The sequence below is a fragment of the Ferrimonas lipolytica genome, from assembly GCF_012295575.1.
In the GTDB taxonomy this organism is placed as follows: domain Bacteria; phylum Pseudomonadota; class Gammaproteobacteria; order Enterobacterales; family Shewanellaceae; genus Ferrimonas; species Ferrimonas lipolytica.
On sequence record NZ_CP051180.1, the window covers coordinates 3,195,144 to 3,213,013 of the forward strand.

The following is a 17,870-nucleotide window of genomic DNA, read 5'->3' on the forward strand; positions in this document are numbered from 1 at the left end:
GTGATGACAGATAGTAGTGCGGCGCAAGAAAGCGCCGCCATTAACACACCGTTAATTGATGGGGTGTTATGGTTAGCCAACTTCTTTGAGTTGAGCAACAACAGGGAAAGTATTACCGCCGGGTTGCCATTGCCCGGTGGCGATTTATCCTTGGCGCATTTTGCTGATGCAGCCACCCGTGCTGGGCTGCATAGCCGTCGCTTACAAATCGCTTTAACCGAGCTGGATGCAACCGCACTACCCTGTTTATTGGCGATTGAGGGCATGCCACCCACCATCTTGCTAAAACTGGATAACAACAGCGCTACCCTGCTTGATCCAATGTCCCATGGCGAACTCACTTGGTCTCGAGCTGAGTTAGACAATCGCTATCAGGGCAATGCCATCTTTGTTAAACCTGACTATCAACCTAATAGGGAAGCCGACAACAACTCTGCACCTGAAAGCCATTGGTTTTGGGGGCCGATAAAACGGTCACGTACGCTCTATCGAGATATTGTCGCCGCGTCACTTATCATCAACCTGTTTGCGTTGGTGTCGCCGCTATTTGTGATGAATGTTTACGACCGTATTCTGCCCAACCTAGCCTACGACTCGCTATGGGTTCTAGCAACCGGCGCAGGTATCGCCTACCTATTTGATCTGATTCTCAAACAAGTGCGCGGAAGCTTAATTGATTACGCCGGTAAGCAAACCGATCTGTCGGTATCGCGCTCGTTATTCAGCCGTGTAATGGGCATGCAGATGCACCATCGCCCTGCCTCGACAGGAGCGTTAGCACGACAGTTCAGTGACTTCGACTCAGTGCGCGAGTTTATCGCTTCAACAACCATCACCACCTTGGTGGATCTGCCCTTCTCGATACTGTTCATTTTGATCATCGGTTGGGTCAGTGGCCCGTTAGTGTGGCCGCCCATTGCCGCTATCGTCATTATGATTATTGTCACCGCACTACTTCAAAAAAAAATGGCCCACGCCAGCCAAGAGGCACAACGCTTCGCGGATCTGCGCCACTCCCACCTGTTTGAGTCGATCACTGGTCTTGAGACCATCAAAAGCAGCGGCGCTGAAGGGGCGATCCAATACACCTGGGAGCAAATGCAAGCGCATAGCGCTAAGTGGCAGATGGAAAGCCGCAAGCTAACCAACTTAGCCAGCAACTTTTCCGCCTTTATCATGCAGTTCACTGCGGTGGTTACCATCATCTTGGGGGTCTACAGCTTAGAGGCAGGTTTGTTGTCTATGGGGGGGATCATCGCTGCGGTTATTTTAAGTAGTCGTGCCATCAGCCCAATGTCGCAACTTATTGGTCTGCTCAGCCGAGCTCATAATGTTCGGGCGACACTGAATCAACTCGATTCATTAATGCAACTGCCACAAGAGATCGACAACAAACGCCACTATCCCGACATCGGCAAATTAAGCGGTAAGATCAGTGCAACTGAGTTATCGTTTACTTACCCAAATCAAGAGTCACCTAGCCTAAAAGAGCTTAATTTCAACATCGAACCTGGCCAACGTGTGGCCGTTATCGGTCGTAATGGCTCAGGTAAAAGCACCTTAATCAAGATGGTATTAGGCCTATTCCGCACCGAGCAAGGCAGCCTTCGTCTGGATAACAGCAACATCAACCAGCTACACAGCAATGCGTTACGGCGCCAAATTGGTTACGTACCGCAAGACATTCGCCTGTTCAGCGGTACCATCCACGAAAATATCGTGCTTGGGTGTCGTAACATCAGCAACCAGCAGCTGCAACAAGCAATTGAACGCTCTGGGGTCAGCCTGTTCACTAACCTAGATTCCGAAGGAATCAACCGACAGGTGGGAGAATCTGGATTAGCGCTGTCTGTTGGGCAACGTCAGGCAATCGCATTAGCTCGAGCACTGCTCACCGACCCGCCTATCTTAGTGCTCGACGAACCAACGGCCAGCCTCGATGCCCGCGCAGAGTTGCAATTCATGCGTACCATTCAACAGTTACCGCGAGACAAAACCATCTTGCTGGTTACCCACAAGCAGCCGCTAATGGATTTGGTTGACAGGCTAATGGTATTAGAGCGCGGCCGCTTAATTGCCCAAGGGCCACGGCAACAAGTATTAGACAAGCTGCGTAATAATGGCGCCAAGCGAGGTGAGCAATGAGCACCTTGCAAGCCAACCGCTACGACTGGGACGATCAACTGCTGTTCCACCCACCAAGCTACAAACGCAAGGTGATATGGATTCTGATCGCATTGGTGGTGAGCTTTTTAACATGGGCCAGCCTGAGCACCTTAGATGAGGTAACGCGTGGCCAAGGTAAAGTAGTGCCATCGTCGCAAGTACAGATAATTCAAAGTCTGGACGGCGGTGTGGTTGAAGCATTGATGGTACGAGAAGGGATGCTAGTAGAGAAAGGGACGCCGCTACTGCGTATCGATGCTACCCGCTTTGCATCTGACCTGGCTCAACGCCAGCAAGAAACCTTAAACCTACAGTTTGGGGTATATCGACTTGAGGCACAGTTGGCTAGCGTATCTATCTCCAGCAGCGACTCCCAAGGTGGCTGGCAACAACAGATAAACGTAACCCAGCAGCCACTGGAACTGCCAAAAACACTTACTGAAGCATGGCCTAACTTGGCAAAGCAACACCAAGCGGATTATAAAAACCAGCTCGAACAGCTGCAAAACCAGCTCAAGATACAAGCGCAAGTTATTAATAAAAAAGAAAATGAACTCAGAGATCTGGCAAGTCGTTTAAAGACACTAGGCATGAGTTATCAGCTGGTTCGGCGCGAGCTTGAGATCACTAAACCACTGGAAGAGCGTGGTATCGTATCCGAGGTTGAACTGATTAAACTACAGCGCGCCGCAAATGATGTTGAAGGCGAACTAACCTCGTTACGACACCTGCGCCCCTCACTGTTACTGGAGCGCGATGAGGCGGTATTGAAGCGTCGTGAAGTGGTACTGGTATTCCAGAGCGAAACTCAAGCGGAGCTGAATGAGATAAGTGCCCAACTGGCGCGACTCAATGAGGCTAACGTGGGCGCGCAAGACAAGGTCGATCGCACCCTTATCGTTTCGCCGGTGGCAGGAACGATTAAATCACTCAACATTAATACCCTTGGCGGTGTTGTGCAGCCGGGTCAAGAGTTGATTGAGATCGTTCCCTCTGAAGACAACCTATTGGTCGAAGTGCAGATCGCCCCCAAAGATATCGCTTTTCTCCGTCCTGGATTACCAGCCACCGTAAAGGTAACTGCCTACGATTTTACCCGCTACGGCGGGCTCTCCGGCAAGGTAGAGCAAATCAGTGCCGATACCATTACCGACGAAGAAGGCAACAGTTTTTATGTCGTGCGAGTTCGCACGGAGAGTAATCGGCTCGGCAAAGCCGGTGAACCAATGCCAATAATCCCTGGCATGGTTACGTCAGTTGACGTACTGACCGGGGAAAAAAGCGTGTTGGCATATTTAATGAAGCCAATCTTACGCGCTAAAGATAATGCGCTACGAGAGCGTTAACAGTGAATTGTCTTCCAAAGGATGGAATAGAATGAAAACCATTGCACCAATTGTGGTGTTAACTAGCAGTATGTTGCTAGCAACCGCCGCCAATGCTGCAACGCTGGAGCAAGCCGTTGCTTACACATTGGATACCAACCCGCAAATCCGGTTGAGCTTTAATAGCTTTAAAGCCCGTGAAGAGCAGGTTAACGAAGCTCGCGCAGATTACCTTCCTCAGGTAGATCTGTTTGCTAATTACGGTTACACCAACGCCGATAACCCAACAGGTCGCCTAGGCGGAGATCACGACCTTGAGCACGACCCACGTCAGTCCGGGATCTCGCTAACGCAATTGATCTTTGATGGTTTCCGCACCCCTGGCGAAGTAAAGCGCCTGGGCTTTGAGGCATCCGCGGAACAATGGGCATTATTTTCCTCAGCTGAAGATCTGGCCCTGACTGTGGTGCAGCGCTACATCGAGATGCTGACCGCTGAACAACAGCTGGAGCTAACCGATCACAACCTGCAAAACCACCAGATGATTCATGAGAAGATCCGCCAGCGCTCTGACTCGGGTCTTGGCTCTAACGCCGATATAGCGCAAAGCGCTGGTCGTCTTGCCCGTGCTAACTCTAATCGCATTGCGGCCTACAACAACCTGCTTGATGCTCAAGCCCAATACCGCAATGTGGTCAATCTTGATCCAGATAACCTCGTAACACCGGTACCGGATCACGACATGTTGCCAAAGGATCTGGCTGAAGCAATATTGCTTACCGATGGTCACCCATTATTAAAAAGTGCCGCCTTTGATGTCGACGCAGCCAAGCAGCAGCGAGATGTCGCTAAAGCCGATAACTATCCAACATTGGAACTGCGCTTAGATGGTACCTGGGGCGAAGAGTTAGACAACCAGTACGGCCACAACAACGATCTCAGTGCCACCTTAGAGATGCGTTACAACCTGTTCGCCGGCGGCGCAACCAAAGCTCGGATCCGCAGCGCCGCCTACCAACTGGGCTCGGCCAAATCGGTTCGAGAACGTGCCAACCGCGATGTTATCGAAGGAATGCGCCTATCTTGGAGTGCCTATGAACAACTGGGGATACAAAAGGACTATATCCGCCAGCATGTTGAGGCAAGCAAAGAGGCCCAGCTAGCGTACAGTGAACAATTTCGTTTAGGCCAACGAACGTTATTGGATCTACTCGATACCGAAAATGAGCTATTCCAAGCGCGTCAAGACTACGTCAATAGCGAGATGCAAGAGTTACTCGCTAAGTATCGAGTGTTGAACGCCAGTGGTCGCCTACTCGACTCACTTCGAGTAACACGGCCACCGGAGTGGTCGGCCGAACGTGACTACCAATAAGAAGAACTGACCATGAATAAATTACTCTTGGTTGTCGCTTTTTCACTGCTTAGCGGCTGCGCTTCAGAGCCACTGGTAGACTGGGAAAACACAACCCAACAGCATGACTTACAAGATCACGACCACGACGGCGTTATCTCTGCCCGTGAAAACTGTATTGATACCCTTACCGGTGCCAATGTCGATAACGTTGGCTGCGGTGCTGTCGACCAATTTACCGCTCGACGTAACCTCAAGGTGTTGTTCCCTAACGACAGCAATGAGATCAACAGTCGCTACTATCCAGAGATCGAATCTGTTGCCGAGTTCCTGCAACAGTATCCAGGCAGTATCGTCACCATCGAAGGTCATAGCAGCAAGGTAGGCAGCGCTAACTATAATCTGCAGCTGTCCCAACGCCGAGCGAATGCGGTACGGCAAGTTTTGATTACTCAGTTTGGCATTGACGCCGAGCGTGTTACTGCGGTTGGTTATGGTTTTGATCGCCCTATCGACACCAACGACGACGCTTTAGCACACAGTCGTAATCGCCGAGTAGTCGCCGAGATGGCAACCAAGGAAAGCACCGCCGCTATGCGCTGGACCGTATGGAGTGTTGGCCGTTAAGCGCCGATAACTAATGCTTGAGGCGTAGTATTACCAAGCTTGCAATCCTTGCGGCATTGTCGCTGTCAGTTATGGCTGGTACGAGCGCGCCACCAGAGATGCAAGCGCGGCAACAAGAGCAATTGGTCTTCAATTATGGCGACCAAGCTGCTCTGCGTTACCGCGCTTGGCGCAATCTACTCGAGCAACAACAGCAGAACTTACCGCTAGATCAGGCAACAGCAGTCAACAACTTCTTTAATCAGTTTCGCTTCGGCAACGACATCGATATCTGGAATAAAAAGAACTATTGGGCCACGCCAATGGAGTTTATCGGCATCGCCAATGGCGACTGTGAAGACTTTGCTCTAGCAAAATACATCACCTTACAGATGCTCGGCTTTCCTACCGAGAGCCTTCGGCTGGTGTACGTAAAAGCGGTTCAGTTGAACCAATTTCATATGGTGGTGGCGTATTACCCCACCCCAGCGAGCGAACCGTTACTGCTGGATAACATCAATGGCAATATCACCAAGGCGAGTAAGCGACCTGATCTTAAACCGATCTTTAGTTTCTCCGGTGACAAGTTGTGGCTCGATGGTGCCGCGGGCAGTCAGCAACTTACTGATAGACCAGCACTAACTCAATGGACTCAATTCAATCGCCGTCGAATGGACGGAACCATGAATCTTCCGTCTTATCTCAAGGGATCGTGACATGACGCTTTATAAACAACTATCCACCTTTGTGTTTACCGTTTTCCTCTTAGTAGTAGCAGGATTAAGCACGGGTCAGTTGAACGAAACTCGCGGTTTCCTCTACCAACAAATGCAATCTGAACTGGATAACAGCAGCCAAGCGTTATCATTGATGCTGCAACCATCGATGGAACAAGCGGATAAAGTCGCGGCAGAGACGCTGATCACCGCCATGTTTGATGGTGGCTTGTACCAAAGCATCACATTGAAGTGGCTCGCGGACGGCAGTCAACAAACCTGGGTTAACAACCGCACTGATGCCTATATCCCGGCGTGGTTCTACCGACTGCCGCTGTTTGAAGAGCAAGCTAAAACAACCACTATTGTCAGCGGTTGGTTGCAGTTGGGTGAGATTGAGATTGTCTCGCACCCAGGCTATGGCTATCGTCAGATCTGGCAAAGTTTCGTCACCTCACTGTTTATTACAGCACTGATGTTGGTGCTGATGCTAACGGTAGTTAAGTGGTGGCTTCGTCAACTACTGAAGCCGCTGCAACACGTACAGCAACGTGCTGAGAACGTTGCTCAAAAGCAGTTTTCCACCCCAATGGCAGAGCCTAAAACCATTGAGCTCGCGCTACTGGTACGCAGCATCAATACGATGGAAGCGCAGTTGAAACTGCAATTTGAGGCGCATAAAGAGCACGTGAATACATTACAGAAGTCACTGCTGACCGATGCTGTGTCTGGCCTACCGAATCGAAGCTACATGATTGGCCGCCTCAAATCATGGCTGCACGAACCAGCCGATGGGTGTGTAGTAATGGTGCAGTTACCGTTACTTGAACAAGTACGTGAGCAATTTGGCTACCAACTGCGTGATGAGTTGATAGGTCGTTTGGGGCAGCAGCTGCAAGCGTTGCCACAGAATGTTATCTCAAGTCGCATTAGTGCTAATGAGTTGTTGATCTTGGTTGAGGGAGTCGACTCCACCCAGCAGCATAAAACCACCGAGCAACTGCAGGTAATCCTGCAACGCTTCGAACAAAGCTGTGGTCTGATGGACCCACCTATCTGTGCCATGGGCGCTGTTTCACGAACACCACAACACCAGGTACAACAGATCTTATCTGAGTCAGATCATGCCATGCGCCAAGCGCAGCAAAGCGAACAGCAACTAAAGTGGTTTGCCCAACTCGCTAGCCAACCGCTGAGCATCGAGCAGTGGCGCACCATGCTCAATGGCGATCTGCGCCAGCATATCGAACTCTACCGTCAACCGGTACTCGATTGGCAGTCGCACAAGCCAGTCCAGTGGGAACTGTTTGGTCGCCTTAACTATGAGGGTAATGAGTACCACGCTGGTCAATTCTTGCCATATCTCAATATGATCAACAAAGGCGAAGCCTTCGATCGCGCCCTCATTGAAACCGTTACCGCCAATGAGGCACTCACCTCTAGTGACCAGCGACTGTCGATTAACCTCACCGCAGCAGCGGTAAATAACACCTCGTTCCGACTGTGGCTGATTGAGCACATCAAGCAGACTAAAACGAAGTTGCAGTTTGAGGTGAGCGAGTTACTGGCGGTCGATTTAAGCGACGATCTACTCACCCTACGACAGCAACTGGCCGCCGTGCATTGCCCACTGGGGGTTGATCACTTTGGCCGTGAGCTAGCGTCGTTAGATTACCTTCAGAAGTTGGCCCCAGACTTTGTTCGTCTCGATCACGCCTTTGCCGGAGACACCAGTGAGCAAACCACTCAGTTATGTCGGGCTCTCTGCCTAACGGCACAAGGATTACAGATCGACGTTTATCTGGCTGGGGTGCAAGAGCAACGGCAACTTACCCCATTCGAACAGTTCTCACTCACCGGCTATCAAGGCTTTATTCAGCCACCAAAGCGTGTCAATGAAGCCAAGCCAGTAGCGCTAGTTACCGAGTAACTATAGAGAAGCGCACTACTGCAGATACAACAAAGCCGCTGAGATATCAGCGGCTTTGTTTTTCGTCAACTTCAAACGGCAGCTGAAGCTGGCGAATTTGTTGAACTGCAGATGCGAAAAAGCCGCTCTAAAAGAGCGGCTTTTTCTGAATAGTGGGGTGGCTAACGGGACTTGAACCCGCGACAACCGGAATCACAATCCGGGACTCTACCAACTGAGCTATAGCCACCACTGTATTTTTTGTCTACCGAATGCCTGAGCAAATGGCGCGCCCAGAGGGATTCGAACCCCCGGCCTCACCCTCCGGAGGGGTGCGCTCTATCCAGCTGAGCTATGGGCGCTTCCTTGACGGCCGCTATAATACTTATTCCGACCCTCAGCGTCTATGTAAAAACACGATAACTTGTTCGGTTGCCGTTTTTTTAGCTAAGACGGACACTCTATCACCAATAACCGTAGTATTCCCCCTATCGACCGCACACAATTAATACAATCAACATTATTTATTTAGCATTGCTCGTAATGCAGCGATGTTGGTTTTGCCTTTGGTATTACGTTCCTGTGCCGTTGGTGGTGCTTTTCGCTCCTCCCATTCGAGATCATCTTGCGGTAATTCCAGCAAGAATCGGCTCGGTTCACAGCGATTCAACTCACCATACTGGCGTCGTTCCTTACATAGGGTAAACATCAGCTCCTGCTGAGCACGAGTGATGCCAACGTAGGCAAGACGACGCTCCTCCTCGACGTTGCCCTCATCCAAACTGGATTGATGTGGCAATAAACCCTCTTCGGCGCCAACGAGAAACACATAAGGAAACTCGAGTCCTTTGGAGGCATGCAGCGTCATCATCTGTACCTGGTCCAGTTCCTCATCCTCATTATTACGCTCCATCATGTCGCGCAACGTTAGGCGAGTAACCACCTCTTTCAGAGTCATCGGATCTTCCAGCTCGTCCCCTTCGACCATCGCGGTGATCCATTTATACAGCTCAGAGACGTTTTTCATCCGCATCTCTGCCGCTTTCGGGCTTGGCGAGGTGTCGTACAGGAAATCTTCATAGTTGATCTCCCGCACCAAATCACGCAGCGCGGCAATGGTATCGCCGCGCTCGGCACGATCGCCTAGCTCAACCAACCAACGGGCAAACACCATTGCCGTCTCTGCCGCTTGCGGTGGTAGCCGCTGTTCTATTTCACTATCAAAACATGCGGCGAACATGCTTATGTTCTTGCGATTCGCCAGATGACCGACCTTTTCCAACGTGGCCGGTCCCATGCCACGCTTTGGCACGTTACAGATCCGCAAGAAGGCGTTGTCATCTTCAGGGTTCACCAATACCCGCAGGTAGGCCATGATGTCTTTAATCTCAGCGCGGGAGAAGAAGCTGGTGCCACCGGAAATCTTGTAAGGGATACGGTTGGTCATCAACGCCTTTTCAAACAAGCGTGACTGGTGGTTCCCGCGGTACAAGATGGCGTAATCTTTATACTTGGCGTGATTCATAAACTTGTGACGGATTAAGGTCGCAACAACCCGCTCAGCTTCATGTTCGTCGTTGTTAGCGCTGATCACCTTAATCGACTCGCCATAGCTCAGATTAGAGCGCAGGGTTTTGTCATAGACGTGCGGGTTATTGGCAATCAAGATATTCGCCGCCTTCAGAATACGGCCGCTGGAGCGGTAATTCTCTTCCAGCTTAATCAATTGCAGCTGCGGAAAGTCCTTGCCCAGCAGCACCAAGTTCTGTGGTTTGGCGCCACGCCAAGAGTAGATAGACTGATCGTCATCCCCTACTACGGTAAAACGCGCACGCTCACCAACCAACAGTTTTACCAATTGATACTGACTGGTGTTGGTGTCTTGATACTCATCCACTAACAAATAGCGAATACGATTTTGCCAGCGTTCACGCACCTCTTGATTGGTGGCAAACAGCAGCGTTGGCAGCATGATTAAGTCATCAAAATCCAAGGCGTTATAAGCGATCATATGTTCGCGATAGCGACCGTACAGCTCTGCCTGTTCTCGCTCAGCGGGATCCTGCGCTAGGCCAATGGCTTTATCTGGGGTGATCAGATCATTCTTCCAATCACTGATGCGACGGATAAGCTGTTGCAACAGATCCTTATCACCATCGTACTCATCTTCAGTCAGCTCTTTGAGCAGCGCGAGACTGTCTTGATCATCAAACAACGAAAAGCCCGGCTTGAGGCCAAGGATCTTGTGCTCACGACGAATAATATCGAGGCCCAAGGTGTGGAAAGTCGAGATCCGCAACCCACGTGCTTCTCCTTTCCCTAAGCTCTGAGCGATACGTTCACGCATCTCTCGAGCCGCTTTGTTGGTAAAGGTGACCGCCGCAATATGCCGAGCTTGGTAATCACACTTCTTAATGAGGTAGGCAATCTTGTTGATGATCACTCGGGTTTTGCCACTGCCCGCACCGGCCAACACAAGGCAGGGGCCAGAGACGTATGTAACCGCTTGCTCTTGGGCGGGATTAAGTTTCATCGAGATTCCTAACTGATTACCACTGAAGGAGGCGCATTTTAACCAAAATCTGCTCTAACGCACGTCCTATTCGGTTCACTAACTTGATACTATAATCAAAAATCACACAAAGGACGGACTGATGCTACCTCCACAAAAGCTAGAACAACTGGCACGCCAACTGGCAGATAACTTACCACCGGGCCTTAAGGCAGGCGCTGATGAGTTTGAACAAAAAGCTCGTACCGTCCTGCAAAGCCAACTAATGAAATTGGATTTGGTTTCACGGGAAGAGTTTGACCGCCAAACCGCAGTACTGGCCAAGACTCGTGCCATGGTTGAACAGCTTGAAGCACGCTTGAGCCAGCTCGAAGATAAGTAAGGCCTGCTCAAGCAGTAACAAAAACGGCGCCCCAAGGGGCGCCGTTTTTTATGGCTTACTTAAGCGAGTCTACTCACGCACTAAGTGTAAGAAGTGCAGATGCTTCTCATATTGATCAAGAATATCACCAAGAACCTGTTCCCGACTCCAACCCATGATGTCGTAGTCTTGCCCGCCTTCGGTTAGGTGAACCTCAGCACGGAAATACTTACTGTCATCATCATCCTCATTATCATTCATAGTAAATGCCGGACGGGAGTATGCTTGCGGTCGAACTTGATATTCAAAGTCATGCTCGTCACCCAGCTCAACTCGCAAGGCGATACGATGCTGCTCTGCATCCAGCTCCACTTCAACGATAACGCTCTGCTTACGTAGCTCAGTGGCAACCAACTCCATTGCACCAATAACGGTTTCATCGATAAAGCGATTTACATGACCACGGCGCGAGAACTGCATCATGTTGCGCAAGCGACGATCCCAAGCTACCGGGTTACGGGTAACGCGCGGAGCTAAGTTGGTTTGCGACAGACTGTCTTTCTTCTGTACGTCCACCTGCAACGCTTTGAGTAGTCCCCAGCTCGCCGTTAACAGCACAATCGAGAACGGCAGGGCGCTGGCAATGGTTGCGGTTTGCAGCGCAGTTAGACCGCCTGCCATCAACAGTACTACCGCAACTAAGCCAATCGAGCCGGCCCAGTAGATCCGCTGCCATACCGGGGTTTTATCGTTACCGCCAGACGCCAGCATATCAACCACCATTGAGCCTGAGTCCGCCGACGTAACGAAGAACACCACCACCATTAGCATGGCAATCATCGACAACACAGTGGACATTGGGAACTGCTCTAGGAACACAAACAGTGCCAATGACGAATCATTGGTGATCACCTCAGCAACCTGATTCAAACCTTGGTTAAGAATCATATCGATAGCGGTATTACCAAACACCGTCATCCACGCCATCGTAAAGCCGGCAGGAACAAATAGAACCCCAGAAACAAACTGACGAATGGTACGGCCACGGGAAATCCGAGCGATAAACATGCCAACGAATGGGGACCAAGACATCCACCAACCCCAGTACAACAAGGTCCAACCACCTAACCAGCTTTTTGGCTCGTAGGCATAAAGGTTAAAGGTCTTTTCAACGATATCGGACAGGTAACCACCGATATTCTGCACATAGGATTGCAGCAACAACACCGTTGGCCCAATCACCAGGATCAGTAGCATCAAGATAATTGCCAAGCCAAGATTCAATTCAGACAAACGGCGAATGCCTTTGTCCAAACCAGACATCACTGACAGGGTCGCCAAAGCGGTAATGCCGATAATCAGCATCACCTGTACCGACGAGCTCACCTCAATACCAAATAGGTAGTTAAGGCCGGAGTTAACCTGCAGCACGCCGTAACCTAACGAGGTTGCCACCCCAAAAACGGTACCCAAAATAGCGAAGATATCAACCGCATGCCCCGGCCAGCCGTAGATGCGTTCCCCTATCAATGGATATAGCGCAGAGCGGAGGGTTAGCGGCAAACCGTGGCGATAACTAAAGAAGGCTAAGATCAATGCCACAATCGCGTAGATTGCCCAAGCATGCAGACCCCAGTGAAAGAAAGTGAGCTTCATCGCTTCGCGAGCAGCTTCTACTGTTCCCGCCTCACCAACAGGTGGCGACATAAAGTGCATCACCGGCTCTGCGACACCGAAGAACATCAAACCGATGCCCATCCCAGCAGAGAAAAGCATGGCAAACCAAGAGCCATAGCTAAAATCCGGATCGGCGTGATCCGGGCCAAGCTTGATTTCGCCGTAACGAGATAAGCCGAGGAAGGCTACCAACATCAATATCAATGCCACAGCTAACACATAGAACCAGCCGGCATTGGTAATAATACTGTTTTGAAGATCTGTAACTTGGCTAGCTGCCGTTTCAGGGAAGAGCGCCGCGTATCCTACGATGGCTAAGATGAGGGCGGTGGCACCGCCAAAAACGGGAAGGTTTAACGTTTGTTTCTTAAGGGGAGATGCTGGCGCATCACTCATAGATCCTCCAAAGTTTAACTACACGAGCCTCATAATGTGCAATAACCAACTCACTACTTTTCCATAGATAAGTAGTTGAATTTGCTTTGACGAGGTCGAAACTTAGCCGGAATGGTAACAGTATCAGAACAATAGTTGCACTGTTCTGCTGCAAAATATTACCGAATAAAGTAAAATATAAGTTCATATGCCGATTGAAGTTTATTCAAAATGAGTTTAGATGAATAATAGAAAAGATAAATACAGTATCGACAATACCGATTATACAATCGGTCAAGATAACATTCAAAAATGGGGTTTCGACGTCCACAACCCGGTTTTTGGAATTAGCGCGTCATTAATTGGAGTATTCCTTGTCGCCATATTGCTGGTCGATCCTGAAACATCAAAATCAGTATTAGATGGCATAAAATGGAAGATCATCGGTGCCTTTGATGGTCTGTTTATGTGGTCTGCCAATATTTTTGTATTGTTCTGTCTAGCCATGATTGTTTCCCCATTCGGAAAAATCCGTTTGGGTGGCGACGAAGCCAAAAGCGATTATTCGGTAAAATCTTGGGTGGCAATGCTGTTTGCTGCTGGCATGGGCATTGGCCTGATGTTTTGGGCGGTGGCTGAGCCCGTGGCCTACTTTACCGGCTGGTATGAAACCCCATTAAACGTTGCTGCTAATACACCTGAAGCAGCCAGAATGGCTCTTGGTGCCACCATGTTCCACTGGGGATTACACCCATGGGCAATCTACGGCGTGGTGTCGCTATCACTCGCCTTCTTCGCCTACAACAAAGGCTTACCGCTTTCCATGCGTTCAGTGTTCTACCCAATCTTGGGCGATCGCACCTGGGGCTGGCCTGGTCACTTAGTCGATATCCTCGCAGTAATCGCAACCCTGTTTGGTCTGGCGACCTCGTTGGGGTTAGGTGCACAACAAGCTGCAAGTGGTTTTGGCCACGTGTTTGGCACCGACAGTGGCTTAGGCATGCAGATCGCCATCATCTTTGCGGTTACACTACTGGCGGTGATTTCGGTAATGCGTGGGATCCACGGTGGCGTAAAGGTTATCAGTAACATCAACATGCTGATGGCCGTTGCGTTAATGGTCTTTGTCGCACTAGTCTCCTTTGCGGTTTCCATGGGTACTATTCCAACGACTGTTATGGGCTACATCGAGAACATTATTCCACTGAGTAACCCGTCAGGTCGCGAAGACGAAGCCTGGATGCACGGTTGGACTGTATTCTACTGGGCTTGGTGGATCTCATGGTCCCCATTCGTTGGCATGTTCATCGCTCGTATCTCCCGTGGTCGCACTATCCGTGAGTTCATGACCGCAGTACTGCTGGTGCCTACTGCTGTTACCATCCTATGGATGTCTGTATTTGGCGGTATTGCGATTGACCAGGTGGTTAATAAGATTGGTACTTTAGGCCAACAGGGGTTAACCGATGTACCACTGGCGATGTTCCAGATGTTCGACGCCTTGCCATTCGGTAACTTCTTATCGCTGTTGGCTGTAGTATTGGTACTGGTATTCTTTGTTACCTCCTCTGACTCTGGCTCACTGGTTATCGATAGCATCACCTCCGGTGGCAAAGTCGATGCACCAATGATCCAGCGGATATTCTGGGCCTTCATTGAAGGCGCTATTGCAGCAGGACTGGTATGGGTTGGCGGCACCAAGGCTATCGAAGCGTTGCAAGCCGGTGCGATCTCTACCGCCCTACCATTTACCGTTGTGTTATTGGTAATGTGTGTCAGCTTGCTGATGGGACTAAGAACCGAGAAACGCATTCGTTGATAACCCATTAATTAGCGATTAATCGAAGCCGAGTGATGCATATTATTAAATATTGCAGCACTCGGTTTTTTGTCGTTAAGCAAAAAATATCAGCGCAAATTTCATTGTGCTGTACAGAGATAAACCAAGGCAGCGCAATTATTTTCAAGTCGATAGTGACTTGAAAATCAAGTTAATGAACGACCCGAGAATAAACTTCGAATAATTATAGCCACAACTTCTTAATTGGTGTGTCTGGACTAAAGTGATGATGAATTTGCGCTTGTAACAACTCTGCCGTAGCAATAGCATCGGTGAGTGCATCGTGCGGGGGGTAATTGGGTAAATTATAACGACTGCGACTACTGGCGAGTCGAATTGAAATTGGGCGAGTATTCTTAAGCCAATTCCAAAAACTTCTTGGTCGTTCTTGTTCGATATCTGCTTCAATCTGCATGGTATCAACGATAGGAAAAACAATGCCTTCATTAATCAGCGTACGCAGCGCTGCATCAAAGAAATCACGCTCAATCCGCCGATAATGCACCACCACAATCTTGCCGGCCAACTCATCCAAAAGCTGCTCTAAAATTCGCAACAGATCCGGCGCTCCTTTCAAATCAGAATGAGTAATACCATGAATAATAATGGAGTCCTCATGCAGCTTATCTTTCGGGGCGACGAACCAATGCTTAGCCTGTCGGCAGGCAATACGCTGCAAGGTAAATGGCACTAGGCCGATACTAATGATGCTATTTTTATTAGCGTCCAAACCTGTGGTCTCAAAGTCCAAGGCGACGAAATCGATATCTTTGAGCTTAGTTTCACCATGGTAGGCACCGGTACTATAAAAATTAGTTAACCGACTGTCTTTGCAAGCCTGTGCTTTAACCTGCATAAACGCTTGCCAGTTTAATACCTCTTGATTGGTGAAATTCTGCATCATTTCCCCTGCATACTATTGGCACTGTAGCGAAACTTTAAGAAGTTCTGAGCACGACTTAATACCAAAAATGCATCCTTGAGGTTGCGACGTTCAAAGTCAGACATATTTTCCGGCTCGATATTGTTATCCGGCTCTTGCTCCGCCTCGATATCGAGCGCTTGGTGGCGGATCCGCACCAGTGAGATAAACTCCATTGCATGCTGAAGATCCTTGCCCTTGGATGGCGGTAAAATCCCCGCTTCAATAATATCTTCCAACCGGTCAAATGAGTTTTGCGATTGCGAGCCAATAGCCAACGCATGCACTCGGATCAGATCCGCCAGCGGCGCTGTTCCCCGCCGTTTTAGGTTGATCGAGTTGTTGTGCTGACCATCTTGCTCCATCACAAAGTCTTTAAAGAACCCTAATGGCGGCGTGCGGTTCAATGCATTCCTAGCCAAACAGGCGAGGAATCGATTGTTCTTTTTGGCCTTGCGCAAGATAAAGGCATTAAGCTGCTCAGCCCACTTGGGGCGACCATAGACACCATACAGGTCAAAGAAGATAGAGCTGTTCAACAGCGCCTTTGGGTTGGGGTTTTCAATCCAGTCCGAGAACAACGCCTCCCACTGAGATTGAGTCTGACGATATTCTGGATTAGTGGCCATGATGTCACCGCTACAGTAAGTGTAACCACAGGCCGCGAGGCCATCACAAACGTAACGAGCCAACTCACTAAAGTAGGCACCGTGCAACGACTCTTGATAGTCGTTATCAAGGATAATGGCGTTGTCCTGATCAGTTACAATTAACTGTTCATCACGAGCCATCGACCCCAAAGCCAAGAAACAATAAGGTACCGGTGGTGGCCCCAATTTTTCCTCCGCTAGCTCCAGTAAGCGCTGCTTAAAGCTGCGACCAATCTCCGACATCGCCCGCCCCACCATATGTGAATTGGCGTCCTCATTAATCATCCGTACGAAGCAATCTTTGATCTGGCTAGAAAGCACAACCAAATCTTCAACACTGTTTTGCTGAAAGATGCTGCTAACAATCAATAGACTGTTTTGCGATTCATAGCGAATAATGTCACTGACCTCAATCATGCCGATTGGCTGCTTGTTTTTGAGGATTGGCAGGTGGTGTACGTTATAGCGCAGCATCAGTAGCATCGCTTCAAAGATGTAGGCGTTGTGATCCAACGAGATAAGCTCAGTCGACATCACCTCGGCCACCTCGGTATTCACATCGATGCCTTGGGCAATAACCTTGGTGCAAAGATCGCGCTCAGTAATGAGACCAACAAAGCTGTTACCCCGCTCGTCTGCGACACTGGGATCGTTGATGATTGCCGCCGATACGTTTTCATCAGACATGATCTGGGCCACGTTCTGAATCGTGGTAGTGATAGGCAACATCACTGGAGCACCACTGAGCAGCGTTTTGACCTTGGAGGTTGTCAGTGAATTAGCGTCATCACTATTCTCCTCAACCGCTTGCTGCAGCCGCACACTGCCCTCAACTTCGACAAATTCAGCAAAGCCTTCATAGCGTTCGCAAAAGTCCTCGAAAATCGCTTCAGGAATGCAGTACAACAGCGTGTCCTTTACCGCCTTAGCAGGAAAGCGCACCTTGTTGTTGGTCAACAATCCCATCTGGCCAAAGATTTCACCCTGATCGATGCGGTTATAGAGTTCGCCATTACGACGGTAGATCTCAACCACCCCACTGCGGATCATAAACAGGTCGTGGATCTTATCTGCGAACTCAATAATCATGCTGTCCGCACGATAGTAAGAGATCTCTACACTCTGAGAGACTTCTGTAAGCGCTTCCTCAGGCAGTTGCTCAAACGGCGGGTGTTGGCGGATGAAGTTGCGAATTTCGAGTAACTCGACGTCCATTATGCGCTCGATATGGGTGATGTTGCGGAAGTAGATTAACCACAGTATATGGGATCTGAGCCGGAGTTTCAGCCAACCACAACTCGTCTATTGTGCTCATGGTAAACGTCAGTAGAACAAGGATATTTTTTGATAAGCTAAGCGAACAATGGTGCCGCTGAGAAAGGCATTGCGACGAACTTCTTACTGGCTGAATAAGCAGGTGGCAACCAACCTAGGTTAGATCATCAGCGGTAACCTCG

General features: G+C 49.6%; 12 protein-coding genes and 2 tRNA genes. 8 read left to right on the forward strand and 6 right to left on the reverse strand.

Annotated elements, in window-relative coordinates; all coding sequences use genetic code 11:
* Positions 1-3 precede the first annotated feature (3 nt).
* The 6 genes from HER31_RS14600 to HER31_RS14625 all read left to right on the forward strand — a co-directional run bounded on the left by HER31_RS14600 (position 4) and on the right by HER31_RS14625 (position 8,097).
* Complete coding sequence (locus tag HER31_RS14600) at positions 4-2,145, forward strand: type I secretion system permease/ATPase (RefSeq protein WP_168661577.1); 2,142 nt, start codon at positions 4-6, stop codon at positions 2,143-2,145.
* On the forward strand, positions 2,142-3,512 hold the full coding sequence (locus HER31_RS14605) for an HlyD family type I secretion periplasmic adaptor subunit (protein WP_238786840.1): 1,371 nt from the start codon (positions 2,142-2,144) through the stop codon (positions 3,510-3,512). Before HER31_RS14600 ends, HER31_RS14605 begins: the two co-directional genes overlap by 4 nt.
* A 31-nt stretch (positions 3,513-3,543) precedes the next feature.
* Positions 3,544-4,866, forward strand: coding sequence for a TolC family outer membrane protein (locus HER31_RS14610; protein WP_168661580.1), 1,323 nt, complete (start codon positions 3,544-3,546; stop codon positions 4,864-4,866).
* Positions 4,867-4,878: 12 nt separating this feature from the next.
* Positions 4,879-5,472 (forward strand): OmpA family protein, encoded by a 594-nt coding sequence (locus HER31_RS14615; protein WP_168661582.1) that lies wholly within the window; start codon positions 4,879-4,881, stop codon positions 5,470-5,472.
* 71 nt (positions 5,473-5,543) lie between these two features.
* A complete protein-coding gene (locus tag HER31_RS14620) occupies positions 5,544-6,167 on the forward strand; it encodes a transglutaminase-like cysteine peptidase (RefSeq protein WP_168661584.1) in 624 nt (207 codons plus the stop codon).
* 1 nt (position 6,168) lies between these two features.
* Positions 6,169-8,097 carry a bifunctional diguanylate cyclase/phosphodiesterase gene (locus HER31_RS14625; protein ID WP_168661586.1) on the forward strand — a complete coding sequence of 643 codons (1,929 nt, stop codon included), beginning with the start codon at positions 6,169-6,171 and terminating at the stop codon, positions 8,095-8,097.
* A 153-nt stretch (positions 8,098-8,250) separates the two neighbouring features.
* Here HER31_RS14625 and HER31_RS14630 read toward each other — a convergent pair.
* The 3 genes from HER31_RS14630 to rep form a co-directional block, all read right to left on the reverse strand.
* Positions 8,251-8,326, reverse strand: a tRNA-His gene (locus HER31_RS14630).
* Positions 8,327-8,361: 35 nt separating this feature from the next.
* Positions 8,362-8,438: transfer RNA gene (locus tag HER31_RS14635), tRNA-Arg, on the reverse strand.
* A 158-nt stretch (positions 8,439-8,596) separates the two neighbouring features.
* Positions 8,597-10,609, reverse strand: a complete 2,013-nt coding sequence (gene rep / locus HER31_RS14640; RefSeq protein ID WP_168661588.1) for a DNA helicase Rep — start codon at positions 10,607-10,609, stop codon at positions 8,597-8,599.
* 121 nt (positions 10,610-10,730) lie between these two features.
* Here rep and HER31_RS14645 point away from each other — a divergent pair, with 121 nt between their 5' ends.
* The gene (locus HER31_RS14645) at positions 10,731-10,970 is read left to right on the forward strand and encodes an accessory factor UbiK family protein (protein ID WP_168661590.1); all 240 of its coding nucleotides are present in this window, start codon (positions 10,731-10,733) and stop codon (positions 10,968-10,970) included.
* 69 nt (positions 10,971-11,039) lie between these two features.
* Here HER31_RS14645 and HER31_RS14650 read toward each other — a convergent pair whose 3' ends face one another.
* Positions 11,040-13,022, reverse strand: coding sequence for a BCCT family transporter (locus HER31_RS14650; RefSeq protein WP_168661592.1), 1,983 nt, complete (start codon positions 13,020-13,022; stop codon positions 11,040-11,042).
* 220 nt (positions 13,023-13,242) lie between these two features.
* On the opposite strand from HER31_RS14650, the gene HER31_RS14655 reads away from it, so the two are divergent.
* Positions 13,243-14,820: a BCCT family transporter gene (locus tag HER31_RS14655; RefSeq protein WP_168661594.1), complete on the forward strand. Its 1,578-nt coding sequence runs from the start codon at positions 13,243-13,245 to the stop codon at positions 14,818-14,820.
* 205 nt (positions 14,821-15,025) lie between these two features.
* Here the strand turns inward: HER31_RS14655 and HER31_RS14660 are convergent, their stop codons facing one another.
* Entirely contained in the window at positions 15,026-15,742 is a 717-nt protein-coding gene (locus HER31_RS14660) for a 3'-5' exonuclease (RefSeq protein ID WP_168663374.1), read from the reverse strand.
* Positions 15,742-17,628 (reverse strand): DUF294 nucleotidyltransferase-like domain-containing protein, encoded by a 1,887-nt coding sequence (locus HER31_RS14665; RefSeq protein ID WP_168661596.1) that lies wholly within the window; start codon positions 17,626-17,628, stop codon positions 15,742-15,744. Before HER31_RS14665 ends, HER31_RS14660 begins: the two co-directional genes overlap by 1 nt.
* Between the last annotated feature and the right edge of the window lie 242 nt (positions 17,629-17,870).

Bases quoted from the DNA above. Each gene is read 5' to 3' on its own strand.
- HER31_RS14605 (WP_238786840.1), top strand. From the start codon at position 2,142: ATGAGCACCTTGCAAGCCAACCGCTACGACTGGGACGATCAACTGCTG.
- rep (WP_168661588.1), bottom strand. From the start codon at position 10,609: ATGAAACTTAATCCCGCCCAAGAGCAAGCGGTTACATACGTCTCTGGC.
- HER31_RS14600 (WP_168661577.1), top strand. From the start codon at position 4: ATGACAGATAGTAGTGCGGCGCAAGAAAGCGCCGCCATTAACACACCG.
- HER31_RS14645 (WP_168661590.1), top strand. From the start codon at position 10,731: ATGCTACCTCCACAAAAGCTAGAACAACTGGCACGCCAACTGGCAGAT.
- HER31_RS14665 (WP_168661596.1), bottom strand. From the start codon at position 17,628: ATGGACGTCGAGTTACTCGAAATTCGCAACTTCATCCGCCAACACCCG.
- HER31_RS14625 (WP_168661586.1), top strand. From the start codon at position 6,169: ATGACGCTTTATAAACAACTATCCACCTTTGTGTTTACCGTTTTCCTC.
- HER31_RS14655 (WP_168661594.1), top strand. From the start codon at position 13,243: ATGAATAATAGAAAAGATAAATACAGTATCGACAATACCGATTATACA.
- HER31_RS14610 (WP_168661580.1), top strand. From the start codon at position 3,544: ATGAAAACCATTGCACCAATTGTGGTGTTAACTAGCAGTATGTTGCTA.
- HER31_RS14615 (WP_168661582.1), top strand. From the start codon at position 4,879: ATGAATAAATTACTCTTGGTTGTCGCTTTTTCACTGCTTAGCGGCTGC.
- HER31_RS14620 (WP_168661584.1), top strand. From the start codon at position 5,544: ATGGCTGGTACGAGCGCGCCACCAGAGATGCAAGCGCGGCAACAAGAG.
- HER31_RS14650 (WP_168661592.1), bottom strand. From the start codon at position 13,022: ATGAGTGATGCGCCAGCATCTCCCCTTAAGAAACAAACGTTAAACCTT.
- HER31_RS14660 (WP_168663374.1), bottom strand. From the start codon at position 15,742: ATGCAGAATTTCACCAATCAAGAGGTATTAAACTGGCAAGCGTTTATG.